Origin of the sequence: Mesorhizobium sp. B2-8-1 (assembly GCF_006440955.1) — a bacterium.
Lineage (GTDB): Bacteria > Pseudomonadota > Alphaproteobacteria > Rhizobiales > Rhizobiaceae > Mesorhizobium.
Window position 1 is genome coordinate 721955 of record NZ_VFTX01000002.1, and the last position, 25232, is coordinate 747186.

General features: G+C 59.0%; 27 protein-coding genes. 8 read left to right on the forward strand and 19 right to left on the reverse strand.

Features of this window, described 5'->3' with window-relative positions; all coding sequences use genetic code 11:
• Window positions 1-255: 255 nt before the first annotated feature.
• Genes FJ428_RS07910 through FJ428_RS07920 form a run of 3 tightly spaced genes read left to right on the forward strand, consistent with a single transcriptional unit; the run spans window position 256 to window position 3690 of the window.
• A complete protein-coding gene (locus FJ428_RS07910) occupies window positions 256-465 on the forward strand; it encodes a hypothetical protein (protein ID WP_224518887.1) in 210 nt (69 codons plus the stop codon).
• Between the two features lie 6 nt (window positions 466-471).
• Entirely contained in the window at window positions 472-1875 is a 1404-nt protein-coding gene (locus tag FJ428_RS07915) for a class I SAM-dependent methyltransferase (protein WP_224518888.1), read from the forward strand.
• Window positions 1876-1926: 51 nt separating this feature from the next.
• Entirely contained in the window at window positions 1927-3690 is a 1764-nt protein-coding gene (locus FJ428_RS07920) for a hypothetical protein (RefSeq protein WP_140879209.1), read from the forward strand.
• Window positions 3691-3919: 229 nt separating this feature from the next.
• Here the strand turns inward: FJ428_RS07920 and FJ428_RS30235 are convergent, their stop codons facing one another.
• Together FJ428_RS30235 and FJ428_RS30635 are read right to left on the reverse strand one after the other, a co-directional pair.
• A complete protein-coding gene (locus FJ428_RS30235; RefSeq protein ID WP_181167238.1) occupies window positions 3920-4093 on the reverse strand; it encodes a hypothetical protein in 174 nt (57 codons plus the stop codon).
• Entirely contained in the window at window positions 4090-4455 is a 366-nt protein-coding gene (locus tag FJ428_RS30635; protein WP_224518889.1) for a hypothetical protein, read from the reverse strand. Before FJ428_RS30635 ends, FJ428_RS30235 begins: the two co-directional genes overlap by 4 nt.
• Before the next feature lie 267 nt (window positions 4456-4722).
• On the opposite strand from FJ428_RS30635, the gene FJ428_RS07930 reads away from it, so the two are divergent.
• Entirely contained in the window at window positions 4723-5268 is a 546-nt protein-coding gene (locus tag FJ428_RS07930; protein WP_140879210.1) for a hypothetical protein, read from the forward strand.
• A 566-nt stretch (window positions 5269-5834) separates the two neighbouring features.
• Here the strand turns inward: FJ428_RS07930 and FJ428_RS07940 are convergent.
• The 6 genes from FJ428_RS07940 to FJ428_RS07965 form a co-directional block, all read right to left on the reverse strand.
• Entirely contained in the window at window positions 5835-6260 is a 426-nt protein-coding gene (locus FJ428_RS07940; RefSeq protein WP_140879212.1) for a hypothetical protein, read from the reverse strand.
• An 86-nt stretch (window positions 6261-6346) separates the two neighbouring features.
• On the reverse strand, window positions 6347-6814 hold the full coding sequence (locus FJ428_RS07945; protein WP_140879213.1) for a hypothetical protein: 468 nt from the start codon (window positions 6812-6814) through the stop codon (window positions 6347-6349).
• 285 nt (window positions 6815-7099) lie between these two features.
• On the reverse strand, window positions 7100-7564 hold the full coding sequence (locus FJ428_RS07950) for a hypothetical protein (protein ID WP_140879214.1): 465 nt from the start codon (window positions 7562-7564) through the stop codon (window positions 7100-7102).
• Window positions 7565-7906: 342 nt separating this feature from the next.
• Window positions 7907-9097: a helix-turn-helix domain-containing protein gene (locus tag FJ428_RS07955; RefSeq protein ID WP_140879215.1), complete on the reverse strand. Its 1191-nt coding sequence runs from the start codon at window positions 9095-9097 to the stop codon at window positions 7907-7909.
• A 73-nt stretch (window positions 9098-9170) separates the two neighbouring features.
• Complete coding sequence (locus FJ428_RS07960) at window positions 9171-9773, reverse strand: hypothetical protein (RefSeq protein ID WP_140879216.1); 603 nt, start codon at window positions 9771-9773, stop codon at window positions 9171-9173.
• Window positions 9758-10240, reverse strand: coding sequence for a recombinase family protein (locus tag FJ428_RS07965; protein WP_224518911.1), 483 nt, complete (start codon window positions 10238-10240; stop codon window positions 9758-9760). Before FJ428_RS07965 ends, FJ428_RS07960 begins: the two co-directional genes overlap by 16 nt.
• Before the next feature lie 393 nt (window positions 10241-10633).
• On the opposite strand from FJ428_RS07965, the gene FJ428_RS07970 reads away from it, so the two are divergent.
• From FJ428_RS07970 to FJ428_RS07985, 4 genes are read left to right on the forward strand one after another with little or no spacing between them, the layout of a single operon-like run.
• Window positions 10634-11929: an MFS transporter gene (locus tag FJ428_RS07970; RefSeq protein ID WP_140879218.1), complete on the forward strand. Its 1296-nt coding sequence runs from the start codon at window positions 10634-10636 to the stop codon at window positions 11927-11929.
• Between the two features lie 34 nt (window positions 11930-11963).
• Window positions 11964-12767, forward strand: coding sequence for an alpha/beta hydrolase (locus FJ428_RS07975; RefSeq protein ID WP_140879219.1), 804 nt, complete (start codon window positions 11964-11966; stop codon window positions 12765-12767).
• Window positions 12768-12788: 21 nt separating this feature from the next.
• A complete protein-coding gene (locus FJ428_RS07980) occupies window positions 12789-13421 on the forward strand; it encodes a glutathione S-transferase (protein ID WP_140518049.1) in 633 nt (210 codons plus the stop codon).
• Between the two features lie 46 nt (window positions 13422-13467).
• Window positions 13468-14094: an EthD family reductase gene (locus FJ428_RS07985; RefSeq protein WP_140518048.1), complete on the forward strand. Its 627-nt coding sequence runs from the start codon at window positions 13468-13470 to the stop codon at window positions 14092-14094.
• 146 nt (window positions 14095-14240) lie between these two features.
• Here FJ428_RS07985 and FJ428_RS07990 read toward each other — a convergent pair whose 3' ends face one another.
• The 11 genes from FJ428_RS07990 to FJ428_RS08040 all read right to left on the reverse strand — a co-directional run bounded on the left by FJ428_RS07990 (window position 14241) and on the right by FJ428_RS08040 (window position 25226).
• Complete coding sequence (locus FJ428_RS07990; RefSeq protein WP_140666714.1) at window positions 14241-15308, reverse strand: ABC transporter ATP-binding protein; 1068 nt, start codon at window positions 15306-15308, stop codon at window positions 14241-14243.
• Window positions 15305-16117 carry an ABC transporter permease gene (locus FJ428_RS07995; protein ID WP_140518046.1) on the reverse strand — a complete coding sequence of 271 codons (813 nt, stop codon included), beginning with the start codon at window positions 16115-16117 and terminating at the stop codon, window positions 15305-15307. Before FJ428_RS07995 ends, FJ428_RS07990 begins: the two co-directional genes overlap by 4 nt.
• Window positions 16110-16919, reverse strand: a complete 810-nt coding sequence (locus FJ428_RS08000; RefSeq protein ID WP_140518045.1) for an ABC transporter permease — start codon at window positions 16917-16919, stop codon at window positions 16110-16112. The genes FJ428_RS07995 and FJ428_RS08000 overlap by 8 nt, the downstream gene beginning before the upstream one ends.
• Before the next feature lie 48 nt (window positions 16920-16967).
• Window positions 16968-18044, reverse strand: coding sequence for an ABC transporter substrate-binding protein (locus FJ428_RS08005; protein ID WP_140879220.1), 1077 nt, complete (start codon window positions 18042-18044; stop codon window positions 16968-16970).
• A 434-nt stretch (window positions 18045-18478) separates the two neighbouring features.
• On the reverse strand, window positions 18479-18913 hold the full coding sequence (locus tag FJ428_RS08010) for a nuclear transport factor 2 family protein (RefSeq protein WP_140518043.1): 435 nt from the start codon (window positions 18911-18913) through the stop codon (window positions 18479-18481).
• Complete coding sequence (locus FJ428_RS08015; RefSeq protein WP_140879221.1) at window positions 18900-19784, reverse strand: SDR family NAD(P)-dependent oxidoreductase; 885 nt, start codon at window positions 19782-19784, stop codon at window positions 18900-18902. The genes FJ428_RS08010 and FJ428_RS08015 overlap by 14 nt, the downstream gene beginning before the upstream one ends.
• A gap of 63 nt (window positions 19785-19847) precedes the next feature.
• The gene (locus FJ428_RS08020) at window positions 19848-20939 is read right to left on the reverse strand and encodes a mandelate racemase/muconate lactonizing enzyme family protein (protein ID WP_140879222.1); all 1092 of its coding nucleotides are present in this window, start codon (window positions 20937-20939) and stop codon (window positions 19848-19850) included.
• A 7-nt stretch (window positions 20940-20946) separates the two neighbouring features.
• On the reverse strand, window positions 20947-22383 hold the full coding sequence (locus tag FJ428_RS08025; RefSeq protein WP_140518040.1) for an NAD-dependent succinate-semialdehyde dehydrogenase: 1437 nt from the start codon (window positions 22381-22383) through the stop codon (window positions 20947-20949).
• Between the two features lie 42 nt (window positions 22384-22425).
• Window positions 22426-22968 (reverse strand): isochorismatase family protein, encoded by a 543-nt coding sequence (locus FJ428_RS08030; protein WP_181167239.1) that lies wholly within the window; start codon window positions 22966-22968, stop codon window positions 22426-22428.
• A gap of 15 nt (window positions 22969-22983) precedes the next feature.
• On the reverse strand, window positions 22984-24756 hold the full coding sequence (locus FJ428_RS08035) for a GMC family oxidoreductase N-terminal domain-containing protein (protein ID WP_140879224.1): 1773 nt from the start codon (window positions 24754-24756) through the stop codon (window positions 22984-22986).
• Entirely contained in the window at window positions 24756-25226 is a 471-nt protein-coding gene (locus FJ428_RS08040) for a nuclear transport factor 2 family protein (RefSeq protein WP_140879225.1), read from the reverse strand. The genes FJ428_RS08035 and FJ428_RS08040 overlap by 1 nt, the downstream gene beginning before the upstream one ends.
• Between the last annotated feature and the right edge of the window lie 6 nt (window positions 25227-25232).

A 25232-nucleotide genomic window follows, 5' to 3' on the forward strand; every position in this document is an offset into this window, starting at 1 on the left:
TGCCTACCGATGCACCAAACGCGATTGACGAGGCCGTACTTCCAATCATTTTCCGGAGACATGGCGTCCTTGAGGAAATTTGTGGCATCAGCTCATTCATATAATTGGAAACTCGTTTTTTATACTTGCGTTCAGTTAATGGATGGCCCGAACGCAGAATATTTTTTCGCCTTTTGACCCAGCGAATTTGTCCGATTTGGCCTTGCAGAGGGCTGCGGCATCCGTTATGCGGCTTAGCATATAGAGGGGGCCTCGATGAATCGCATGAAGCTTACACTAGCACTTTCGTGTGCGTACTTCATTTCACTTGCTGTGCCGGCCTATGCATACTTGGATCCGGGTACAGGCAGCATGCTGCTGCAAGGGCTCATTGCTGGTATCGCAACGGCCACGACTATCCTGACGGTGTACTATCAACGTCTTAAGACGTTCATCTTCAATTTGTTGGCTCGCAACAAGCGCTGACAACCAGTGAACAAGGCAGTGTTGTTGGACCAAGGTTCGTTTCGCGATCCTTCGGGTCAAGTGTTTGAATCTGGCGGCAGGATTTTTCGGCAAGTGACGGAAGCCGGGCGAGCCAACTATGAGGCTGCCCGAGATGCCGGCATATACACGCGCTATCAGACCAGCGGGAAAACCATCTCGGTAAAAGAGCTGCCGCGGTCTGAATGGCCAAGGGCCGTCAACGCGGCCGCCTATGTGCTTGAACACAGCCGGGTGCCCATCGTTACATACCCGTATGAGTGGTCTTTTCTCGCTCTACAAGCTGCTGCGCTTCACCATCTGGATCTTCAAATCGAACTGCTTGCCGAGGGGTTCACACTCTCGGATGCGAGTGCGTACAATATTCAGTTCATCGGGCCTAAGCCGATCTTTATCGATACTCTCTCCGTCAGGCCGTATCAACCCGGCGAATACTGGCTGGGGCACAGACAGTTTTGCGAACAGTTTTTGAATCCGCTTCTTCTCAGGGCGCTGAAGGGTGTTCCCCACAACGTTTGGTTCCGGGGCGGCCTGGAGGGAATTTCGACGCGCGATCTCTCCCGGATCATTTCGCTCCGCAATAAATTCTCCTGGAGGACGCTGATCCACGTCGTCTTGCAAAGCAATTTAGAGCAGGGCTCCCTCAACAGTCCCAAGGACGCAGTTCAGCGCGTGAAGGGGGCGCGGCGGCTTTCGCGTGCCGGTTACAACGGCATACTTACGCAGTTGCGCAACTGGATCGCCAAGTTGCAACCGGCGGATACGGGCAAGACCATCTGGGGAGACTACGCAGGCTCAAACACCTATTCTGATGACGAATCTTCTCTGAAAAGAAAAATCGTTCAGGATTTCGCAGCTGCCGTAAAGCCGACAACCTTCGTCGATCTGGGCTGCAATTCGGGAGACTTTTCGGTGGCAGCCCTCGTCGGGGGCGCAACTTCGGTCGTAGGATTTGATTTCGATCATCGCGCCGTGGACCTGGCCTTTTCGAGAGCGTCGGAGAACGGCCTCAATTTCTTGCCGCTGTGGTTGGACGCCGCCAATCCCAGTCCGGATCAGGGCTGGCGACAGGCCGAACGCAAGGGCTTTGCTTCCCGCGTCAAGGCGGATGCTGTCGTAGCGCTGGCTTTCGAACATCACCTGGTAATCGGTCGCAATATTCCGATGAGCCAGGCGGTGGCGTGGATCGTTGCCATCGCGCCGGTGGGCATAATCGAATTCGTCCCTAAATCAGATCCGACCGTTCAGCAGATGCTCGCGCTACGCGAGGACGTTTTCGCGAGTTACGGGGAAGAGTTGTTCGTGGCCTCGTTGGAAACGGTGGCGCGGATTACGCAAAAGCAACAAGTGTCAAGCTCGGGCCGAACCTTGTTCCAATTCGAGCGTAAATAGCGGGAAATTGTCGGCTGCGGTCGGCCACACAAAGCCGGGCAAACAAATACGATGAAGCACAAACTACTCTTAGCGCTGGCTCTTTGCTTTCCTGTTTTTGTCGTCATGGGTTTTTTTCCGGTCGATCTGTACAGCAAAAATGCTCAGGCGCTGGAGTTGGACGTCTGGTTGGTGCATCTGTTTTTCATGAGTGGAGCGACAATTTGCCTGCTCATTTTCGCCCTCAGCGCTTTTGTTCGCATTTCGCGGGGGACGGTCAGTTTTTTCTGGGGCTTAGGCGCATTCGTGCTTCTGGCCGATGTGTTTTCGCCCCTCCAGTTGACAAAACTGGACGGAACCAGCGCAGGAAGTGCCGAGCCACTAATCAACACGCTGATCGAGCTTGCCATTGCGGTCGCCATCGTGGTGCTGCTGGTGGCCGTTAGGCATCGCGCGGGCATAATAAATCTATTTGCTGCGCTCAGTGCTGCGCTGTTTTTCGCTGTTGTCGGGATTTATATTTATGCGCCGGGGCCACCCCCGCACAGTCAACAAGCTGTGAAGCCTGCTGATATTAAAGTTGAGATAGCGGCGCCTCCACGGAGCGACCTTCCAAACATTTATCAGTTTCACCTCGATGAGATGCAGTCCGATTATGCGCTTGCGGCTATACGAGAGCTTGGCCTTGAACCCGAATTTCAGGGCTTCACCTTCTTTTCGGACAACATCTCCAATTATCCCTACACGCAGGCCTCCATTCCGAGTTATTTGACCAGTTCTATTTACCAAGGCGGTGATTTTATCGAATGGACCAGATCGTTCGACCAAGGTCAGATCAAAGACCTTAAGGCTCTTGGATACTTTGTAGAGATCGTTGGCCTGCCTTACCAGTTGCAGACCAATCAAGCGGATTCTTTCCGCTCGCCGGAAGATATCTACAAGGAAGTGTCCTTGCTGAAGCATCCGACATTGGCCGATTTCATGGGGCTTTGGCTGGCAAAGACGATGCCAAACCTAGTCACCAACGAGGCATTGCGTTGGGGGCAGTCGCTTGGTGTCAAGGTAAGCAGCGTGTTCGAGCAATATGTGCCGGCTGACATTCCGCAAACCATAGATCAGGGACTTAGTCCGTTCCAATCCGTTATTTCTTTCAAGCAGATGATGAAGGAAGAACCACAACAAAGCGCGACGGGCAGGTATGTCCTGATGCAGGCGCTGCTTCCCCATGCGCCCTATACGTTGGACAATCACTGCAAATTCCGTCGGGTCGAGGTTGGCTCTCTCAAGAAAGCTTACAAGGCGCACACGCTGTGCGCCGTCAGCCTGATGGGGGAGTTTTTGAGAGAGCTCAAAGCGCTTGGGCGTTACGACAACTCGCTTGTTGTGGTGCTCTCGGATCATGGCTCGGGGTGGGTAGGATACGAAACAGTCGACCCCATGACAAGGGAGCATAAACATCCGTATCGCGATGGCGATCCGGCCTTTAAAGGCGTCACGGCTTTTGGTGGCCGGCTTAGCGCCTTTGAGGCGCGATCGATGGCGTCGCTAATGATCAAGCCGGTCAATTCGCCGATCAATCTTACTCTTTCCAAAATCAAGACCCAACTCATAGATGTGTATCCGACGATTATGGACCTGATCGGACACACGCCTGGTGTATCGGTGGCAGGCGTATCGTTGAAGAAATGCCTGATCGGGCCGTGTCAAAATCTCGAACAGCGGCCGCAGGAGTTTTATGTCTATCCCGACGCAAAGCCTGGCGTGCCAATGTACAAGAATCTGGTTAATTTCTATGATGGCCATGCATATTTCAAGGAAACTGAAGAACTGAACTAAGAATTGAGAAGCGCAGGGAGTAAAGCCTTTAAGCACGGGTTGGTTGCTATCGCTCAAGGTCGTTAATTGGACAACTGCGGAAGCTAGCGCGGTTGCGCGGAGTTCAGGTGTCAAAGGTGAAGCCGGCATGCGGTCGCCTTGCGCTTCAAGCCTCCCCCCATGAAGTGACTTCGCCGGAGTACGCAAAAAAAGCTCCCCATGCCGAAGCACGAGGGGCTAATTGAAGGCGCTACTTGCCGCGCCAGACTTTGTAATAGATTTGGACAGCAAGCCAGACGATACCAAGCACGGTCAGCGTGAGCGACGCTCCGTCCTGAAAGTATGGAAGCCAAAGAATGTTGGTGGTCGCGGCGGCGGCTACGCCAGTGGTCACGCGCTCCTGAATCACGGCGGCGCCAATCATTTCTGCTTCCCGCCGCGCAAGGAAGCATCGCGATCATGGTAGAAATCGCGCAGTACCTTCAGCCGCGAGCCGCACTCAATCAGCGCCTTCCGGTCAGATATCCAAAGCCGCTCGACATCCTTCTGCTTCAACTCGCCCTTCGGCAGGCGAACCGGGCCGAGACACAGCACCAGCAAAGACCGGTCAGGCTCGCTCAGCGTATTCAATTTCCATAGCGCTCTAGCAGTGCCGACATATCGTCGTCGCTGGGGCCGTCGCCTCGCTAAATAAACACCTCGCGCGAAATGAGGGCAGCAGAGAACCCGGTCTGCCGTGAACGGCGGATCCCTTGATGCACCATGAAGAAAAATGACCTGGGCCATCGCAACACTCCGCTTGGTTCGCGCGGTTATCACGCTGGGGTGTAGCACGGGTATGGCCGCTTTCCACCAACTACAGCCATTTAGAACTCACTAAGGTCTGGCGGGTCATTTAGGCTGATGTTGTGACCGCCAGGAGCGTTGGAAACAACGATCTTGGAAAGATTGCTGGCGAAGTTCCCAAGTCGGCAGGGCTGACACCGTCAGGGGGCATGCTTGCCTGGCGCAGCCAAATCACGGATCATCGCCGTCCCGTGAACAGGGATGCCGATGCACCGGACGACCCTCAGCGAATTGATGAGTTGCACGTCCGACGGCAAGCGCTTGGTCGCCCACGCCGCCGATACTGGCGAACCCGTCCATATTTACAATGCCTTGTCAGGTCTGGCCTGCAACTGCATCTGTCCAGGCTGCGAGCGGAGAATGGTGGCTCACCGCGGCAGTCGCCGACAGCATTTCCAGCACGAGGCGCGCATCGAAGGCCGCACCTGCATCTCCTCCGGCGAAACGGCGCTCCACAAGTTCGCGAAGACGGTGCTTGGACGCGAGTTGGTCCTCGTCCTTTCCGCCCTCGACGAGACCGACGGATTTCACACCGTGCATGTTGTCAGGGAAGGGCGCTTCGAATTCGAGAAGGCGAACCCCTTCGTGGTACTTTCTGCGAAGTGTTATCGCGACATCAAGGGGTGGCATTTCCGACCGTGGATTAAGGACTTTGTCGATCACCTGGATGATCACTGGAGTGACAAGAGCGTCAGGGCAGCGTCGATGATGCGGTTCATGACACGGCCAATCTTGCCCTCCGACGTGTGGTAGAAGTCGGCAACCTTGTCCGGATCCGCCAGGCCCGACAGCTTGAGGAATCTTCGTCCGCCTCGCGGGCGACGTAAACTACTGCACCATCCAGTCACTTGGTATCCGGCTCGACCACATTTTCTATCAGTCGGACGAGCTTCTGGCTGTTACCGCGAATCCTGCCCACAAGGATGGCGAGGGTCGGCACAGGGGCACCAAATACAGGGTGGTGCGCGATCCTGGCGATCTCGGGCGCGCATGGCTCTGGGATCCCTACCGCAAGACCACGATCGAGGTCCCGGCCTGCTCGGCTGACTATAGCTACGCCAAGGGAAGCGCCGTGCAGCTTGAGGTCTTCAAGGGCGCTCGTCACGCATTTACATCCCGAGGATTGAAGACCGGCACTGAGGAGTATGGTCACCGGGTGGAGTACAATGCGGCTGCGGCCGATCAATCCGAAAACGATGTCCGTGCCTTTCTGCGAGGAGTTTTCGGGAACTAGGGCATGTGCGTTGTCTGCCGACCCTTATGATGGGCCTTGCGCAGAGCAGTGTCGGCTTACCACCCGTGCAATTGTTTAGATCTGCCTAATATCTGGCGGGTCGCCTATCTTGACGTTGTGCCACATTAATTCGAGCACTTCGGCCTTGGATTTCACGGCCCACTGAACTGTCCCGAATGGCCGGAGTCGACCCTTGCGTATCCATCTGCAAGATCGACTGCACCAAGGCCTTCTGTTCGTTCCCTCCCAACGTCTCGCCGCTCGCCAGTATTCCGTGCAGGATCTTTGCCTTGCTGCGCAGCGTTGCAAAGTCTGGACAAGGCCACGTGCAAATCTTGCGGAGCGCCGTCTCTTTCGCTTTGCGCCGACCATGAAGGTCTGCCAACTCCGAATCGGTCGCCGATCGCCCCATATGAGCGCGGTCGAGATAATGTGCGACAAGTTGCAGCCGTTCAACAGCGGTGATGTAAACGCGGTGCGCCTGCTGAATGTCGGCGGGTTCTCGATCCATGAATCCGTTCCTTAATTGAAGATCGCCATGAATCTTACGACGCTAGAGGGGGCTGCGGTTGCGAAACCTTTTGTCATGCCCGCTTTTCACAGCCTCAAGGCGACGTTTTCCCAAGGCGGCTGCACCGTCTCCTCAGTCAAGCGCGGCGGGCCTTCTTGCCAGGAAGGAATTCGAGGCACTTTTCGAGGGATCGGCCGTCGACGCAGATAGGCTTCAAGCAAGGCTTGTCTGGTCTGGTCGGCTTCCTCGACAAACCTGTATTCCATAGCGCGTATGCGCTCCTTGGCGAGCCGGAATGCATCCGCAAATTCCGGGATGACGATTTTGTCCTTGCGCCCTTCGCCCTTCCGATAGGTGGCTTTGTGTTCCATAACTTCGGCGGTGAGCTTCCACGCGAAGGAAGCCTGATTTTCTTTGGCCGATGGCCCACAATGGAGTCGGTACCGCTCGGCAATCCGGTTTGAGCGTCCTACGTAGAGATGCTTGCTACCCTCGCTGAAAAGGTAGATGCCGCTCTTAGGAGTAGTCGCCCGGCTGGGCGCTAGCCAACGCAATCAAGGCACCGATCCGCAGGTATCAATCCGAAGGTGTCGACGCAGATATCCGTTCCTGATTGCGCCGACCGAAAATCGAGAACATCCTACTCAGGGATGTGGAGGCGACAGATGCTTGCAAATAACGTCACGGGACGAGCCGATCTTGCCAGCAACATTCGCAGGCTGCTCGACAGTCATGTCGACATCATCTCACCCGCGAAATCCATCGATCCAGGGCTGGCGGCCGAACTTGGGAGCGTGACGTTCCAGGTCTCGATCTCTCCGGGATTCGACGGCAGGATTTCAGATTCTGGATTCCGCGGCTCGAACCTCATCCGCCAACTTGAAAGCAAGATGCGGAAGGATGGAAAAGCGCTCCGTGGCGTCATCTAGGCCAGTGATATCGACTACAATGCCGTCGTTCACTGCATCGAATGAGCTGAACTTTTTGTAGGTGCCTCTGTTCGCGACCGTCAAAACCGACGCTTCGACGGTCGGTTTGAACCTGGCGTAATCCTCGGCAATGGCATTTAGCCGCTCAAGGGAATCGTGGTCGAGTTGTTGAAGCTGCCCGCGAATATCTGTGAAATGCCGACCGAGATGTTTCAGCAAGTTATCACTGAAGATTCGAGCTGAGGCCTTGTCAAACAGCCATGTGTGACGGCTGTCCTGATAGTCGACCAACACGACACCCACTGCAGCGGGTGACCCTGTAAATCCGGCGACCGCGAACGAACGGATAGTGCTCCCGAGGAATTCCTGAGCCATTGATTTCTTGCCTTGGTGTGGTGACGAACTCTGACGGCTAATAGCCGCACGCTGACATCTCGACCAGCACAATGTCAGTCAGCGACTTCGAACTACGAACCACGCTATCGATCAGCATAGCCAATACAACCTTGCAGTTGTGTTCTGGTAACTGCTCCGGCAATGAGTGGAAACTCATGTGGCGACGGCCATCGGGAATCGAGACTTATGTGGCGACAGTTGCAATCCGGATGGCGAACGCATGAAAATCATCAATCATTTCAATGGTGGCGAGTTCAGCCTAGTCTGGCAACCAAGAAAATTACGATTGGACGGCCCGAAGACATAGGTAACAGAATGTACCTAAGACATGGGTGACAACCTCGTGCCGAACGGGTTGTCGATGGTCTGCAAGGTCCTCTGTTCCAGGTCGATATATCCCAGATCATAGTGCATGAAGGAGACGAGCCAAATGCCGTCGTCGACTTCGCTGATGCCGAGCCTCTGGCCGGCGAGCACGGTGGAGATGTTTATCTTCTTCCTGTGCATGCAGATGCGGCCGCAGGCGGTGACGAGAATGTCCTTGTCATGGAAGGGATATTCCAGCCCGGGGAGGCCTTGATAGGCTCTTGAAGAGCCTCTGTAGAGCTCGGCTGGCACTTTCATGCCGATGGCCTCGTGGGGCCTCTCGTCATTGAATTCGCTCATGAAAGCATCGAACCTGGCCTGCTGCTGGAGGGTGTTCATGCCCGGCGGCCGGGTCGTTTCGGCCTTGAGCGTGCGGTGCATGCGCTCGTGGCGAGCGTTCTCGTGCGGGTTGCCAGGCCGGATGCGCTCGATGGCGATGCCGAGCCTCAGCCAGAACACCGACAGCCTCGATAGATTGTAGAGGCCGTTGGGGCTTGCGAAGGGAAGGCCATTGTCGCTTCTAATCGCTTCCGGCAGGCCACGTTCCTTGAAGAGCCGGACGAAAGCCTCGATGACTGGAACCTCCTTTGTCGCTTCAAGGGCTTCGCAGGCCAGCAGATAGCGCGAAGCCTGGTCGGTGACGGTCAGGGGGTAACAGTAGCGGCCGTTGCCGCGCTTGAACTCGCCCTTGAAATCGGCGCACCAGAGATCGTTGGGCTGCATCGCCTGTGACAGTTGCGTGCCCGCGGCCTTGTTCGCCCGGTTCCTCTTGCGGGCCTGGCTCACAAGGCCGTGGCGGTCGAGCACGGCATGAACCGTGCTCTTGGCCGGAATGCGCACGTCGCCGGCCAGTTTCCTGATCAGCAACTCCCTGATCTTCCTGGCGCCCCAGTGCGGCTTCTCTTGCTTGTTTTCCACAATCATCCGCTCGATCTGGACCGGCAGTTGGTTGGCATAACGCACCGGCCGCCGAGAGCGGTCCGTCAGTGCCTCAAGGCCCTCATCCTTGTAGCGATTGAAGATCTTGTAGCCCGTCTTGCGCGAGATGCCGAACTCCCGGCACACATCGCTCATGCCTTCCCCGTCCAGAAGACGGGCCACGAAGCATAGACGTTCCTCCATCACCGAACACTCTCTCCACGGCATCAACACCTCCGGCCAAAAGCCAAAAGTGTTACCCATGTGTCCGGTACAAAACGTCACCTATGTCTCGGGTCGCTCACCCACTATCGTGTCCGACCGCCGCATCACAGCGGCCGGCTATTGGGATGGGCTTTCCGATATACCGTGCTGTAGGGAACGCTGCTCCGCCAACAAGGGCGGCAAGCTTGCCCTTGATCTCGATCTCGATCTCGATCTCGATCTCGATCTCGATCTCGAAGCCTTCACGTGCAGGTTTTGGGTGCAACGTGACGCTGTGAACAAGTTGCCGAAAATTTTGGATGAGCGGGCCACGATCATCTGGAGCAGTCGCGTGGTCGGCCAACGCGGTCGAAAGATCGTCGACGGTTTTGACATACCGCTGCAAGGTCGCCGGGTGGAGAGCCACGGTTGGTGGTGGCTCATCAAGACCACCGAATTGCCCTTCGATCCGAGAAAGCTGTGTCTTGAGTCCTGCGATCCGCTGCTTGGCATCCTCTTCAGCAATCACGCCCCTGATCACAAGGTCGATCGTCCGCTGAAGTTCGCCTTTTACCCGATCGCGCTTGCCTTCTAGCGCTGAGCGCATCGAGTTCGCCCGAGCCGCCAATTCTCGGCGCTCCTGGTTATATTTGCGGATGTATGCCTCAATCAGGTCCCGGGCTTTCAGCTGCTCGCGCATGCCATCAAGGACTGCCCTCTCGATCTCGGGCAGGTAAATAATGCGCCGATTGGAGCAGCTCCGCTTTCACGAACGGCGGAGCACCTGATGCGCGTTTTGCCCGTCTTGTCACGATCATGAACCGACATGCCCGATCCGCAGATGCCGCAGCGAAGTAGGCCGGATAACAGGTGAGCCGAGCGACGCTTGAAATGAAAGGATGCGTTCACCCTCGCGACTTTGAGTGCCTGTGCCTTTTGCCAGACGTCGTCGTTGACAATGCGAAGATGCGGAACCTCTTTCGTCTGCCACTGGTCCTTCGGATTTGGCCTGGAGACGCGCTTGCCAGTATCGGGGTTTTTCACCATTCGGATCTTGTTCCAAATAATTCGACCAACGTAGAGTTCGTTAAAGAGCAGACCCACCCCGCGTTGGGCATTTCCATTGATGGTGGAGCCGTTCCAGCGTGTTCCTCGTGGCGGCGCTATCCCATCGCGTTGAGATCACCAGCTAGGTCTCGTGGGGTTCGACCGGCAGAGTAGGCATCAAAAATCCTTGCCGCAGTGCCGGTATTCAAAACGTTGCAACAGAACCAGATTTCGAACTGTTCGGCGATTGAGGGACGTGGATTAAAGCAAACCGCGCTTGCCGTTTGCGGCGACAGGGATCGCTTATGCTCGCGCCCTTTCATCCATTGAAATTACCGGCAAGATTTATTGTCCGCTCAAGACAGCCGTGCAAGCATTCGCCCCGGCACTTCAAACAAGCTGGCCGTGCTTCAGGGCAGAAGCCCAACGCTGCGATCGTGGCGGTGGCATGGCTTGACTCCGCGAAGATCACGTAGCCGGCGGGATGAACGGTTGCGACACCGAGAGGAAGGCATGGAACAGGAACAAGCCACGATGGCGCGTGTGACGTGGCGCCTGGTTCCGCTGCTGATCGCAGCTTATCTCATCGCATATCTCGATCGCGTCAATGTCAGTTTCGCCGCGATAAGAATGAACGCTGACCTCGGCCTCTCGGCAGCGGCCTATGGTTTCGGCGCCGGGATATTCTTCATCACCTACACCCTGTTCGAGGTGCCTTCTAACATCATACTGGAAAAGGTGGGCGCGAGGCGCTGGATCGCGCGGATCATGCTGACCTGGGGCCTGGTCTCGGGCGCCATGGCATTCGTGACCGGCGAGACCAGTTTCTACATCCTGCGGGCTTTGCTCGGCATTGCCGAAGCCGGCTTTTTCCCGGGGGTCGTCTTCTATCTGTCTCTCTGGTTCCCTGCCGGATATCGTGGGCGCATCTCCAGCTATTTCATGGTAGCCATTCCGCTCTCGACAGTGATTGGAGCCCCTCTCTCTGGGATAATTCTTGGAATGGACGGCATGCTCGGATTTACCGGCTGGCAATGGCTGTTCATCATCGAAGCGGTGCCCGCGATCGTGCTGTCGGTGATTGTCTTCTGGTATCTGACCGACAGGCCCGCGGAAGCGGGATGGCTTGAACCGGACCAGCGCAACTGGCTGCAGGCCCGCATGGATGCCGAGAACAAGGAGGACGCGGGCGGCCACCACAGCATCGCCGCGGCTCTCAAAAGCCCCAGGGTCCTGGCCCTCGGTCTCGTGTGCTTCGGAGCAGTCATCACGAATTACGGCGTCAGCTTTTTTCTGCCGCAGATCATATCCGGCTTCGGCCTGTCCGCCTTTGCGACCGGCTTCGTCGCAGCCCTGCCCTATGTCGTGGGCGCCGTTGGCATGATCTGGTGGGGACGGCGTTCGGATACTCGCGGCGAGCGTAAGATACACACTGCGATCGCCATCGCGGTGGCCGTCATCAGCCTGATCGTTTCCACTATGCTGTCGGATCCCGTTCTAAAGATCACCGCCATATCGATCGCCGGCTTCGGCATGTTTGCCTATCTCGGCCCGTTCTGGGCCATACCGAACACCTTCCTGCGCGGACCGGCCCTCGCCGCGGGCATAGCGGCCATCAATTCCATCGCTAACGTAGCCGGGTTCACCGGGCCTTACATCGTAGGCTACGTCAAGACGCTGACCGGGAGTTTCGAAGGCGGGCTGCTGGCTTTGGCCGGGCTCGGCTGCGTCGCGATCGTCATCCTGCTCTGCCTTCCGATCGAGCGTACCGCGCCGCTCGCACGGACAAAGCCGCATCCCGCGGAATAGTGATTATGGGGCTTCACAGCCTGGGAGGACGGAAATGGACTATATCGAGGTCAATGGCACATCGCTGCGCTACGACCTGCATGGCGCGAGCGGCCCCATCCTGGTGATGATCCATGAGATGGGAGGCATGATCGAGAACTGGGATATGGTCGCGCCACGGTTTGCGCAGAGGTTCAGGGTTCTCCGCTACGATACGCGTGGCTGCGGCCTGTCGGCGAAGGTAGGCGGCGAACTGTCGGTCGAATTGCTGAGCGACGATCTCCTGGCGCTCCTCGATGCGCTCGGCTTGAGGGAGCCGGTGGCGCTCGCGGCATGCGCCCTGGGCGCGGCGACGGCCTTCGCGTTCGCCGCGCGTTTTCCGGAACGGACGTCGGCAGTCGTCGTGATGAGTCCGGCGATCGACATGAAGCCGGAAGATCGGCCCAGCCGGCGCGCCATGCTCCAGAACGTATTGCGTGACGGGATGCAATCCATCGTCGACGGTGCGATGGCAAGCGGATACCCGCCAGTGTTGCGCGAGCGCGATCCCGAACGATTCCGCGCCTTCCGGGCGCGCTGGCTCGGCAATGACCCTCACAGCTTCGTCGCTCACTACGAATTGTTGATCGACATGGACATCGCCCACTACGTCGAGGCCGTGCGATGCCCGGCACTTGGTATCGGCGGCACGCTAGATGTGTTCCGCTCCCCCGAATATGTGCGCAACGTCATGCGTTCCATCCCGGACGTCGAGTTCGTCACCATCGAGACGAGCCATCACCAGACGGTCGAGACACCTGAGGAAATCGCCGACGCGATCGACGGCTTCTTAAAGCGTCGCGTGTTGAGCCAAGCCTAGCCCGATCGAAGGATGCGACCGATGAAACTCTATTATTCCCACCGCTCTCCATATGTGCGTCTTGTCATGGTTGCGATCCATTGGGCGGGTCTGGCTCAGCGCATCAAATTGATGAACACGGTCGTCGACATCTACCGACCGTTGCCGGATCTGATGCGGGACAACCCGCTGACCAAGATTCCGACACTGGTTCTCGACGATGGCAGCGCGATCTATGATTCACGTGTCATCTGCGAATATCTCGACGGCTGCCATCAAGGGCCGCGTCTCTTTCCCGAGCAAGGAAAGGCGCGCGTGGAGGCGTTGCGCCGCTTGGCGCTGGGCCACGGCACGATCGACTTGCTTCTGGCCTGGTTCACGGAGCGGAACCGGCCGGGCGCCTTGAAGTCACCTGAATTCGTCGCCGCGCTGGAGACCAAACATCAAAACGTCCTGGACCGGATGAACGACGAAGTACCCGACCTGATCGCGACGCCGTTCTCGATCGGCCACGCAGCCATCGGCACGGCCCTGTCCTACTCGAATTTTCGTTTTGGCACGCTCGACTGGCGCACGGGGCGTCAGGCACTGGCCGATTGGCACGATGAGTTCCTGAAAGTACCGGCGGTGGCGGCGGACCCGTTCTTCGACGACCTGGCGGCGGCTGCCAGTTAACTGAAATCCACCGCAAGCCGTTGAGAAATCTTCCGAAAACCTCGAAATGATTATATCCACCAGCCTGATCCGCCGCCGGGAGGACATTTCGCCCGCCGCATTTAAAAGCCATTGGCTCGATCCTCATGGGCCATTGACGGCGAAATTGCCCGGCGCGCGCAAATACGACCAGAACCATGTAGTTGCCGACGCGCCCGGAACGAATGACGTGGCACGCCGGCTCCGCGTCGATGGATTTCCCGTGCTTGCCTTCGACAGCCCGGAAAGCCGTCGCTTGTCGCATGGCTCGCCCGAAATGGCGGCTTGCAACAAGGATTCCCTTTTTTTCATCGGCGCCGTCGCACGGGTGATCAGCGACGATGGTGGGGCGCAGGCGCCGGCCGGACCCGAAACCGCGATCAAGCAGCTTCTTCTGGTCCCGGGGGACAGGGGAGTCTTCGCCCTGCCGGACGTCATCGCCGAGCTCGATGGCGTCCTTGGCTCGATCTCGCATACTATCCTCGAGCAGGGAGCGGCCCCCAGTAGTGCCGTCCCATTCATCGGCTTCGGGGTGAGCGCCCTGGCGGAGCTATGGGTTCGCGACGATAGGTCAGTCGTCGCGAATGCGGCCCGGCTCGAACAGGAAGCTCCCGAAGTCGCGACCTTCGCCGTTCAGGTGCACAGGTTCTTCTGAATACAGTCCCAGTTTCGTGGGGCGGAAACATCAGGGCGGGTAGCGGCCGCGCTCGCCGCGAGCTCTCCATAGATAGTCTTACCTTGCCGAAAAATTGTGCGACGGGCATTGCTCGTCGCACAATACGTGCCGGAGATTCCGGTCGATCACTCCAGCACCATCACGTCGCTTGGCTTGACGCTGAGCGTGATAGGCCGGCCACGCTCCATCGCACGGAAATCCCTGGTCGTCAGTCGCCGCACATTGACCGTCTCGGCATCGCCCAGGCGAACCTGGATATCGACGACACCACCCGTAAGGGTAACATCTTCCACCGCACCGGTAACGGTATTCGGCCCCTGTTCGCCATCCGTTGCGAGGGCGAAGGATTCCGGGCGGATCATGATCTTGGCCGTGGGCGCGGACAAGGACGTCGCAACGCCCGCTATCTGGAAGCCGCTCCGGGTAGACAGCTTCGCCTCTGTTCCACTGGAGACGACAGAAACGTCGAGAATGTTGGATTCTCCGAGGAAATCGGCGGCGAAGACGGTCCGCGGCCTGAAATACAGATCATCAGGGGTCCCGATCTGCTCCACCTGGCCCCCGTTCATCAGACAGATGCGGTCGGACAGGACCAACGCCTCGCTCTGGTCATGCGTGACATAGAGCAGAGTGACGCCCAGTGTCCGGTGGATGCGCTTAACTTCGAGCTGCAACTGATCGCGAAGCTTCTTGTCGAGCGCGCCGAGCGGCTCGTCCATCAGGATCAGATCCGGATTGTAGACGAGGCACCTGGCAATGGCGATGCGCTGCTGCTGACCACCGGACAGTTCCTTCGGCTTGCGCGCCCCGTAGCCGCCCAACCGGATCACATCGAGAACTTCGTCCACCTTTTTCCTTATTTCCGTCTCGGAGCATTTCCTCACCCTGAGAGGAAAGGCGATATTCTCGAACACGGTCATATGCGGCATCAGCGCATAGTTCTGGAACACCATGCCAAGTTCGCGCTGGTTGGGCCGCAATCCGGTGACGTTGCGCCCTCCTATCCAGATCGTCCCCGCTGAAGCGGCGATCGATCCCGATATCAGGTTGAGGATTGTGGTCTTGCCGGAACCGCTCGGTCCGAGCAGCGTCAGGAATTCACCCTTGGCAATCTCCAGGGACGTGGGAGACAGCGCCCGCACGGCGCCATAGTCTTTCCCGACGGCGTCCAGCCGGACCATCGCTTCCGTCATCGGTCATTCCTTTGCAGCAAGGACATCGCGACGCACGCGCCGAACGACAGGACAGTCAGCAGACTCGAAATCGCCGCGAGAACCGGAGAAATCTCCCAATGGATGCTGCTGTACATCTTCACCGGCAGCGTTTCCGATTGAACGCTCGAGATGAAGTAGGAAATAACGACCTCATCGAACGACAGAAGGAAGGCGAACAGGCCTGCCACGACAAGCGAAGGCACGACCAGCGGCAGCACGACTTTCCAGATGATGCGCAGTCTGCCCGCTCCCATCGTTTGCGCGGCCAGTTCAAGGTTGCGGTCCACGTAGCGAAGGCCGGTGAAGGCGGTGACTATGACGAAGGGAACCGTAACCACGGTATGGGCCGCGACAAGTCCGAAAGTGGTGCCGACCAAGCCGAGCTGTGACAGGTAGAGATACATCGCGAGCGCAATGGCGATGTGGGGCATGAACATCGGGCTGAGCAGCAGGATCGTCAGCGGTCCCTTGCCTGTGAAATCGGCCCTGGTGATCCCGTACGCGGCGGAAAATCCCAATACTAGCGACGCGGCCATGGTCGCCAGGCCTACCTTCACGCTTTGCGCGGTGACAGCCATCCAGGTCGATTCCTGGAAATACTGCCGGTAGAGTTCGAGCGAATACGAACGGGGCGGGAATACGAGTTCGCTTCCTGTGCCGAACGACATCGGAATGACGATCAGGCTCGGCAGGACGAGAAACACGTAGCCGAAAATGGCCGCCGCGATTCCGATACGTGGAAGGAAGCGTTCCGCGAGTGATGCGGCGCCGGGAAGTCGTTCAGCCATGATTTCCCAGCCCCCCGCCCCTGATACGCGAAATGAGAGCGCTCAATGCCGCCGTCATGACGATCAGCATCACCGTAAGGGCGGCAGCCAAGCCCCAGTCCAGCGTCTGCCGGATATGCATCTCCACCAGATTGGCCAGCATCATGTCTTTCGGCCCGCCAAGCAGCGCCGGCGTCACAAACATCCCCAGCGACAGGACGACACAGATGAGACAGCCGGCGCCGACGCCCGGCAGGCTGAGCGGCAGCGTGATGCTGCGAAATATCTTCAGCCGGCCCGCTCCCATCACTTCGGCCGCTCTTCGTAAATCCGGATTCTGGGCCATCAGGCTGGTCAGTATGGCGAAGATCATGAAGGGCAGCAGGTAGTGAGCCATACCTATGATAACCCCCGGTCGGTTGAAGAGCAGCTTCAATCCGGTCTCGGGGCCGAACAGGGCGCGGGCAATGGTATTGATGACGCCGTCCTGCCCTAGCAGCACGGTGAAGGCGAAGCTCTTGACGAGAATGCTGGTCCAGAACGGCAGCAGGACCAACGTCATCAGCATTGTACGTCGCCGCGGCGGCTGCTTGTAGAGATGATAGGCCACCGGGTAGGCGATCAGAAGCGTCACGATCGTCGACAGGCCGCTGATCTCAAGGGTCGAACGCAGAACTCGCACGTAGAGCAGCGATGTGAACAGTTCCTGGTAGTTCGACCCGGTCAGGACCGGATCGAACAGACTGGCCAGAACGACCATCCCGAGCGGCAGCAGGAAGAAAACGACAAAGAATGCCGCGATGGGAAGGACAAATATGATCATTCGGCCGCACTCACGCGAACGCCGTCACCGACCGGGTGGATGTGAACGTCACGTCAAGCGCCACTCGAGAAAGCGACGGCTCGTCTCGACGTAATTCTGGGCCCACCAGTCGACATCCACGAACATGACTTCTGGATCGTCGAATTTCGGCTGATTGGCTTGAACCTCCGCCTTCATGAGCGGAACCGCGCCCGGATGTATAGGAGTGGAACCGGTCTGATTGCAGAATTCGGCTTGCAGGTCGGGCCGCAGGAAATGCCCCATAAGCTGCATGGCGATGTCGCGCTTCTTTGTCCCCTTGGGGATTACGTGCGTTCCCGGCGTCAGGAAGTTCGGCCCGTAGGCAAAATCGACCGAAGACCCCTGCTTCTGCGCGGCCTCGATGCGTGAACTGTAGGTGAATACGAAATCCACCTCATTGTTCTGCAGGAGTGACACGGTCTGGGGCGTTTCCGCGATCCAGTGCGCAACGCTCTGCTTGATCTTGTCGAGCGACGCGAACGCGCGACCGACATCGATGGGATAGACATCCCGCGGAGCGACGCCATCTGCTATCAAGGCCATCTCCAAATTGTCTTCGGGCCGCGAGCGCAGTCCCCGCCTGCCGGGAAAACGTTCGATGTCCCAGAATTCCGCCCAACCGGTCGGATGCTTGCCGGCGGGGAATTTCTCGGGATTGAAGCCTATGCCGCCCCGGGAAAAATAATAGGTGTTGAAGAATTTGGACTGGCCCCGCTCAAGCGGCCCGTTCTTGTGGACAACCGCATAATCAATCTCCTCCAGCAGCCCATCATTGCCAGCTGCCGACGCTTGCGGCCCGATAAGATTGACAAGGTCCCATTCGATATTTCCGGTCTGCACCTGCGCCTTCAACTTGGCCAGGTCTGCGCCGGGATTGGAGATGATCTCGATGCCGGTTTCCTTGGTGAACGATTCGATGAATACCTTGTTGATTACGTCCTGCGTCGAACCGCCATATCCGATATAGACAAGAGATTCAGCGGCCCGAGAGCGGGTCGTCAGTAGACTTGGCGCGGCCAAACCGATGCCCACCGCTGCCGAGTTTCTCAAAAACTGTCGGCGCGTCACGGTTTTGTGGATCGAATTCTTGGATATCATCGACATTACACCCCCTCCCGATGGTGAAAGTGCGCCAAGGCGCTCTTCAGTCTGATGTGAAAATCATACCAAGCAGCGGCCTTTGCCTGCGCGCTTGAATCCGCCGAATTCCGGACAATGAAATTGGCCTGCATTCAACCAGATTTGGAAATAGCCCACCGGCCCCGGCGCGGCGTCCTTGCCCCGGTTCAGAAAAGATCACGTCGCTCACTTTGCACGGATATGAATTCGGCCATCGCCTGGGCCGGCCAGATGTCTAGGACCGAGTGAGGGAGTTTCGGATCTGGCGCGATTTGCACGGCGCCGATGCGCTCCAGCGCATCTTCGGGCACAAACGTGCTCGCCATTGCTCTATGCCTACGCGCCGACGGCAGGCGCAAGACAGGCACGGCTCAAATGGCCTCGCGACTTCTGCGCCCGGGCGACCGACCCAATTGAGGTCAGCGCTTGTTCAGCAGCCCCATGTCGCCTGCAATGTCGTGGATGAGGAATTTCCTGCTGAACAGCCATTGGCCGCCGACTTCCTTGAAGCTGTCTTTGTAGGTGCCGCCCATCACCGGGATCAGTCCAGCTTCCGATTCCCTGACGATGAGGTAATCGGAAACGGCGGATGCCTCCTTGCCCGCCACCTCGATCGCGGTGTTGCAGATGTAGTGCTTGCGCTGGGGACCGTTTCCCTTCGTTGGAACGACCGTCGCCAGGAAGGCTTCGATCTCGCCTCGCCCCGTCGCGGCGCCATAATCGGTTTCCCATAAGCCATCCTCGGCGAACAGGGAGGCGACTCCAGCGAAATTGCAGGCATCGAGGTTATGGCAGTATTTCGCCATCGCTTCGCGGATGGCATCCTTTGCCAACAGGACGTCAAGTGTGCTCATTTTCAACTCCGGGATCGACCGTGCCACAAGAGGACGCGTTGCTGCTGTTGTCACTGAAATCTTCCGTCAGGGGGTTGGCCTTCGCCAGTTGCGATCGCAGGAGCGACAGCTTCTCGTCGATCCGCTCGATGGCATCCGCGCCGAGGATAAGGTGCAAGGGCGGATCCGCCTCGCTCGCCAGGTTCCATACGGCCGCTGCCACGGCGCGTACGTCGCTGCCCCTGCGAGCGGCATTGCGCCCAAGTTCGTCCGTGCGTGCGCCGGCGGTCGCCTGATAGGCCTCCATCCGGACATCCGCCTGCCAGATCGAAGGACCGTTGAAACCGGTGCGCATTCCGCCCGGCGCGACCATAGACACCCTGATGCCCATGCTGGCGACCTCCTTGCGGAGTGCTTCCGTTAAGCCTTCCAGCGCAAACTTGGTGGCGCAATACGCGCCAGTTCCGGGATTTGAGACAAATCCGGCCACAGAGCCAATGTTGATGATGAACCCACTGCCGCGCTCGCGCATCGAAGGCAGCACTTCGCGTATCAGCGTAGCGACTCCGAAGAAATTGACGTCGAATAGGGCGCGCAGGCTCGTGTCGGACGTCTCCTCGATCGCGCCGTGAATTCGCTGCCCCGCATTGTTCACCAATATGTCGATGCGGCCCGCCCATTGTTCCACCTTGCGAACGGCTGCACGAATGCTTTCGGAGTTGCTGACATCAAGCGCCACAGGCAATGCCGTGTCTGGAAATTCAGCAAATACCGGGTCTGCCGGGGACATTGTGCGTCCCGCCAGCGCCACCCGGTCTCCACGAGCGAGCGCGGCACGGGCGATAGCTGAGCCAAGCCCCTTGCTGGCCCCCGTTACGAGCCAAATACGCATGTTTCCTCCGCATACTCGAACCCGAGGGGAAAGAACAAGCTCACGCACATATCCGTCGCGACCTTACAAACGATATCGTTTGACAGCGGTGACATCGATGTCCAGACCGAGCCCGGGCGCTTCTCCCAGGTGCAGATATCCATCTCGCGGCCAGGGGACTTCCCGGAACATGGCGATGGACCATGGCATGTATTCCACCGTCCGGCCGTTTGGAATCGCGGCGACGAGATGAAGTTGCACCTCGGGCGCGAGGTGGCTTACGACCGGCTTGCCGTGAACCTGCGCCAGTTCCGCGATGGCGAGCCACGGCGTTATTCCCCCTGCGCGAAACGGATCGATCATCACGTAGTCCGGCGGCGCGGCATTCAAGAGTTGGTCGAAGCCGTTGAGCCGATAGATGAATTCGCCGGTCGCGACCGGGACGGGCTGCCCGCCGTTCACCGCCACCTGCCCGCGCAGGTCGCCATGGGCGATCGGATCCTCGAGCCAGCAAAGGTTGAATTCAGCCATCGCACGGCCCATTTCGATCGCCTGCTGGACAGTCCAGCGCTGGTTGACGTCGCACATCAGTTCGACATCCTCGCCGAGCGCCTCTCGAACCCGACGAATTCGATCCACCTCCCTGTCCCGATCGTAAGCGCCAGGCAGGGCAAGCTGCATCTTGACCTGCCGGTGGCCGTCGTCGGTCAGGCGACGGCATGCCCGCAGGACTATGTCGAGATCGAAATCCCGCATCATGGCTCCGCTGGCATAAGCCGGCACCGGTGTGCCCTTCGCCCCAAGCAATCGCCATAGCGGCTGTCCCGCCACCTTGCCCTTGATATCCCACAAAGCGATATCGAGAGCCGCCTGAGCAAGCGTGAAAATACCCGCTGGGCCAGAGCCGCCCGCGAGGGCGCTGATCTTTTCGAATAGTGGCGCAGGATCAAGCGGGTCATGCCCGAGGCACATTTCCGCCATGTCTTCCACGGCCACTTTCAATGCGCGAGAAAGACCCGCGCCAAGGAAGGTGAAACCGATACCCTCCACGCCTTCGTCGGTACGCAGCAGAAGCAGCACCGTGGGCCTGCTCGCGTTCGGTCTGGATGGTCCGCCCGCGAGAGGCTCATCGACCGGTAGGCCGAGCAGCAGAACCTCGAAGCCTGTGATCACCATCGGGTGGTCAGTCCACCAAGGAGTGGGTAACGAATTTGGAAACCAGATATGGCTCCATCGCTTCCGAGCCGCCCTCGGACCCGTAGCCGCTGTCCTTCACGCCGCCGAACGGCGTCTCCGGAAGACCTAGGCCATGATGGTTGATCGAAACCATCCCGCTCTCCACCGCATCGCTCACCATGGCTGCCGTGCGTGCGGAACGCGTGTAGGCATAGGCGGCCAGCCCATAGGGAAGCCTGTTCGCCTCTTCGACCATGCTGTCGAAATCGGCGAAGCGCTGCAGCGTCATGATCGGACCAAAGGGCTCCTCGTTCATGATCCTTGCCGGCTGCGGAACGTCCTCCAGGATCGTCGGCTCGAAGAAATTTCCCTGGTTGCCGATTCGGCGGCCGCCTGTGGCGACGGAAGCATTACGGTCCGTGGCATCCTGCACGAAAGCCTCCATCGCCTGCACGCGCCGGGGATTGGCCAGAGGCCCCATGTCCGTGCCGGGGTCGGAGCCATTGCCGGTCTTCAGCCGGGCCGCTCGCTCGACGAGCTTGGACTTGAACTCACCGTAAACCTTGTCCTGGATCAGGATGCGCGCGGGCGAGGTGCAGACCTGGCCGGCATTCCGGAACTTGAACGCCGTGAGCAGGTCGGCGGCACGCTCGAGATTGGCGTCCTCGAACACGAGCGTGGGCGAATGTCCGCCGAGTTCCATCGTGGCGCGTTTCATGTGCGCACCGGCCATGGCGGCGAGTTGCTTGCCGACGACGGTCGATCCCGTGAAGGAAATCTTACGGATGGCTGGATGGGGGATGAGAAACGACGATATTTCGCTCGGCACGCCATAGACCAGATTGAGGACGCCGGCGGGAATACCCGCGTCATGCAGGGCGCCGACGATCCGGGCAAGCGCTTCGGGGGCTTCTTCCGGTCCCTTCAGGATCACGGAACAGCCGCTGGCAAGCGCTGCGCCGATCTTGCGGGCAGCCTGTGCGAGAGGAAAGTTCCACGGGCTGAACGATGCCACCGGACCGACCGGCTCGCGCGTGACGGACAGCCTTACATCCGGAGCCCGAGACGGAATGATCCTGCCATAGACCCTGCGCCCCTCCTCCGCGAACCATTCGAAGATGTCGGCGGAAGATTCCACCTCCTGCCTTGCTTGTACGAGGGGCTTGCCCTGCTCTCGGGTCAGAAGAGGCGCTATGACGGCGCTTCGCTCACGGATCAGCGCCGATGCCTTTCGAAGAAGGCCGCTGCGTTCGACGGCCGATTTCGCCCGCCACAGCCGGAAGCCTCTGTCGGCGGCGCTGCAAGCTTCTTCGAGATCCTTGGAGGTCGCCACGGCCACCGCTCCCGCCGTGGCCCCGGTTGCCGGATCCCAGAAATCGGTAGTCTCGCGCGTCGCGCCGTCGCGCCACATGCCGTCGATATAAAGTTGAACCGTTTCACCCATAATCTGTCAGTCCTTGGTTTGCGGCGCAGCGCTTCCCCAGCACTACTGGATCAGTTTGCTGAGGAGCTTGAATTGGGGCGCGGCGGCCGTCTTCATCATCTCGAACACGACCATTTCGGCCGTGACAATCGCTATACCCGCAGCATTCATTCTGTCGCGGGCGATCTCCCTGCTGGAATCGGCGCGTGAGCCGATGGCGTCCAGCGCAACGAACACCTCGAAGCCTCGACGTTTGAGTTCCAGCGCGGTCTGGAGAACGCAGATGTGAGCTTCCAGGCCGCACAGGATCGCCTGCTTCCGCCCCAAACCCTCGATATGCGCCATGAGGCCCAGGTCGCGCGCACAGGAGAATTCCACCTTGGCAAAGATGGCATCGTCACCGACAAGCTCCGCGAGAGCCGGAACCGTCTTTCCAAGCCCTCTGGGATACTGCTCCGAAACGACCGCGGGAACCTCCATTTCGCTTGCAGCCTTCAAGAGCACGGCGCAGTTGCATTCCACCGCGACATTGTTTGCGACCGCCGGAAGCAGCCGCTCCTGGACGTCAATGACCAGCAGGAATGCGGTCGTGGCTTCCACAAGCATCATCGTTTCCTCATATCAGGCGGCCGAAGCTTCGCCATGAACCGTATTGGCGGCGCGTTCCTTCTTGATCAGATCCGCCATGCGTTCGGCGACCATGATCGTCGGTATATTCGTGTTGGCGCGGGGAATGGACGGCATCACAGATGCATCACATACGCGCAGCCTTCCAACGCCGTAGACACGGCCACCGTTGTCCGTCACTGCCAGCGGATCGTCCTGCCTGCCCATCCGGCAGGTACCCACCGGATGCCAGACCCCCGTCACGCACTCGGTCAAATAGTTGTCGAGGACCGTGTCGTCGGAAAGGATTTCCGCAAGCGTTGCCCCCTCGGTCACGAATTTCCTGACAAGCCACGGCCGCATGGCCGGAAGGGCGTCAAGCATCGAGGCAAAGATCTGCATCACCGCCTGGTTGCGCATACCGGGCACGGAGAAGTGCCGGACCCGATCGGAATAATTGGCGGGGAAAGCTATGCTGGAAATGCCCGAGACGGTTTCGGATTGTGCCAGCGCCGCCACGAAGCGGAATGCCTTTCTCAACCTTTGCATGTCGCGATCGTCAGAAAGCATCCTGAAATCAACGATCGGCTCAGCGTCGACGCTGCCGCTGGCCAATCGCACGCTTCCCTGGGAATAGGATTTGTTGACCCATACATAGAGCGTGCCGATCCGATATCCCATCGCGTGCCAGCCGGAGCGGGCAATTATGGCGAGGCTCATATCGCCGTCGGGACAATCCTCCAGCCCGGACGAGTATCTGAGATGGGCTTGGGTATGATGGCGAAAGGGATTGTGCATGCGGGCGGAGCGGTCGAGCAGGCACGACACCGAGATGACCGGGTGCTCAATCAGGTTGCGCCCGACGCCACGACGATCGGCGATGCCCTTCAAGCCCAGCGCGGCAACTTCGCTCGCCGGCCCGATGCCGCTACGCAAAAGCATTGCGGGGCTGTGTATGGTTCCGCAACTCAACACGGTTTCGCGCGCGGCAACGGTGTGATGCCGGCCTTGGCCGTCCCGCAGGACGGCGCCCGTGGCTTCCTTGCCGTCGAACACGATCCGTTCGACCATCGTCTCCGTCAGCACCGACAAATTGGATCGCGCACGCACGCTCGGCGTCAGATACGCATAGGCGCAGGAAACGCGCTGCCCGTTTTCATCGACTGAAGTCGCCACCGGCATGTAGCCATCGCGCCAGGCGCCGTTCTGGTCGTCGACCAGCCCGTAGCCTTGCCGGCCGAGTTCGCCCGTCACCGCCCGGACGAAGCCTGTCCAGTCATCCGTGGGAAAGCGGCTGATCGCCACCGGGCCATCGGCACCGTGCAGGTCGTCGTGGAAATTCAGGTCGCGTTCGAGCTTGCGGAAATAGGGCAGAACGGACTCCCAATCCCATCCGCCCGCCCCGAGGCGCTCCCATTCATCATAGTCGGATGGCGCGCCCCTGTTGGCGCAGAGACCGTTGATCGTCGAGCCGCCACCCAAAAGCCGCGACTGCTCGTAGCGGGCGATGCGCCCGGCTTCGGGATCGTTTCGCCGGCCGCCGCCCAGGCGCGCCTTCAATCCGGGCCATGTGTAGTCCGGATTGAAATATGCTTTGCCCGGATAGTTGGAAAGCACGTCGTCGGACGCGGTCTCACTGGTCACGTTCTTGCCGGCCTCCACCAGCACGACCGAGACGTTCGGATCCTCGGAGAGCCGGGAAGCCAAGGTACAACCGGCAGAACCGCCACCGATGATCAGGTAGTCGCAAGTTTCGCCGGGCGCGGCGGGATGGCTGCGAGGGGACATCAGCGTTTCTCCTGCCCGGCACCCAAGGCGAGTGGAGACGACGCGCCCTCGCGCACGAAAATCCAGGTTATAATGCGCTCCTTGAAACGCCAGCGCCCGTCGTCCCCGCACTCGTAAATGTCGTCGTAGTCGGCCACGACCATCGGGTCGGCGGGATGCGGCGGCAGGCCGTCTTTGGCAAAGAGCGTCAGGACGCATGATCCACCCACGCGGCCATCATCGAGAGGCGTCAAGCGCAGATTGCTAAAGATGTGTCTCGCCGTGCGCGGCCCATTGTCCTTGCGGCGACTGTAGCTGTTGCGGATTGCCTCTCTGCCAACGCTGCGGCCTCCCGTCGAACGGCCATAGACGCCATCGACGGTAAACAGGTCCGCGACCCGTTCGGACTGATCGTGGTCGATCCGGTAGGCGAACTCCGCGTTCAGGGCCTCGATTTCGAGCCGCAGCAAGAGCAGGTTGCGAAAGTCCATGGCAGT

Coding starts and splice junctions, on each gene's coding strand:
- FJ428_RS07910 (WP_224518887.1), top strand. CDS start 256: ATGAATCGCATGAAGCTTACACTAGCACTTTCGTGTGCGTACTTCATT.
- FJ428_RS07920 (WP_140879209.1), top strand. CDS start 1,927: ATGAAGCACAAACTACTCTTAGCGCTGGCTCTTTGCTTTCCTGTTTTT.
- FJ428_RS30235 (WP_181167238.1), bottom strand. CDS start 4,093: ATGATTGGCGCCGCCGTGATTCAGGAGCGCGTGACCACTGGCGTAGCC.
- FJ428_RS30635 (WP_224518889.1), bottom strand. CDS start 4,455: ATGGCCCAGGTCATTTTTCTTCATGGTGCATCAAGGGATCCGCCGTTC.
- FJ428_RS07930 (WP_140879210.1), top strand. CDS start 4,723: ATGCACCGGACGACCCTCAGCGAATTGATGAGTTGCACGTCCGACGGC.
- FJ428_RS07940 (WP_140879212.1), bottom strand. CDS start 6,260: ATGGATCGAGAACCCGCCGACATTCAGCAGGCGCACCGCGTTTACATC.
- FJ428_RS07950 (WP_140879214.1), bottom strand. CDS start 7,564: ATGGCTCAGGAATTCCTCGGGAGCACTATCCGTTCGTTCGCGGTCGCC.
- FJ428_RS07955 (WP_140879215.1), bottom strand. CDS start 9,097: ATGCCGTGGAGAGAGTGTTCGGTGATGGAGGAACGTCTATGCTTCGTG.
- FJ428_RS07960 (WP_140879216.1), bottom strand. CDS start 9,773: ATGCGCGAGCAGCTGAAAGCCCGGGACCTGATTGAGGCATACATCCGC.
- FJ428_RS07970 (WP_140879218.1), top strand. CDS start 10,634: ATGGAACAGGAACAAGCCACGATGGCGCGTGTGACGTGGCGCCTGGTT.
- FJ428_RS07975 (WP_140879219.1), top strand. CDS start 11,964: ATGGACTATATCGAGGTCAATGGCACATCGCTGCGCTACGACCTGCAT.
- FJ428_RS07980 (WP_140518049.1), top strand. CDS start 12,789: ATGAAACTCTATTATTCCCACCGCTCTCCATATGTGCGTCTTGTCATG.
- FJ428_RS07985 (WP_140518048.1), top strand. CDS start 13,468: ATGATTATATCCACCAGCCTGATCCGCCGCCGGGAGGACATTTCGCCC.
- FJ428_RS07990 (WP_140666714.1), bottom strand. CDS start 15,308: ATGACGGAAGCGATGGTCCGGCTGGACGCCGTCGGGAAAGACTATGGC.
- FJ428_RS07995 (WP_140518046.1), bottom strand. CDS start 16,117: ATGGCTGAACGACTTCCCGGCGCCGCATCACTCGCGGAACGCTTCCTT.
- FJ428_RS08000 (WP_140518045.1), bottom strand. CDS start 16,919: ATGATCATATTTGTCCTTCCCATCGCGGCATTCTTTGTCGTTTTCTTC.
- FJ428_RS08005 (WP_140879220.1), bottom strand. CDS start 18,044: ATGTCGATGATATCCAAGAATTCGATCCACAAAACCGTGACGCGCCGA.
- FJ428_RS08010 (WP_140518043.1), bottom strand. CDS start 18,913: ATGAGCACACTTGACGTCCTGTTGGCAAAGGATGCCATCCGCGAAGCG.
- FJ428_RS08015 (WP_140879221.1), bottom strand. CDS start 19,784: ATGCGTATTTGGCTCGTAACGGGGGCCAGCAAGGGGCTTGGCTCAGCT.
- FJ428_RS08020 (WP_140879222.1), bottom strand. CDS start 20,939: ATGGTGATCACAGGCTTCGAGGTTCTGCTGCTCGGCCTACCGGTCGAT.
- FJ428_RS08025 (WP_140518040.1), bottom strand. CDS start 22,383: ATGGGTGAAACGGTTCAACTTTATATCGACGGCATGTGGCGCGACGGC.
- FJ428_RS08030 (WP_181167239.1), bottom strand. CDS start 22,968: ATGCTTGTGGAAGCCACGACCGCATTCCTGCTGGTCATTGACGTCCAG.
- FJ428_RS08035 (WP_140879224.1), bottom strand. CDS start 24,756: ATGTCCCCTCGCAGCCATCCCGCCGCGCCCGGCGAAACTTGCGACTAC.
- FJ428_RS08040 (WP_140879225.1), bottom strand. CDS start 25,226: ATGGACTTTCGCAACCTGCTCTTGCTGCGGCTCGAAATCGAGGCCCTG.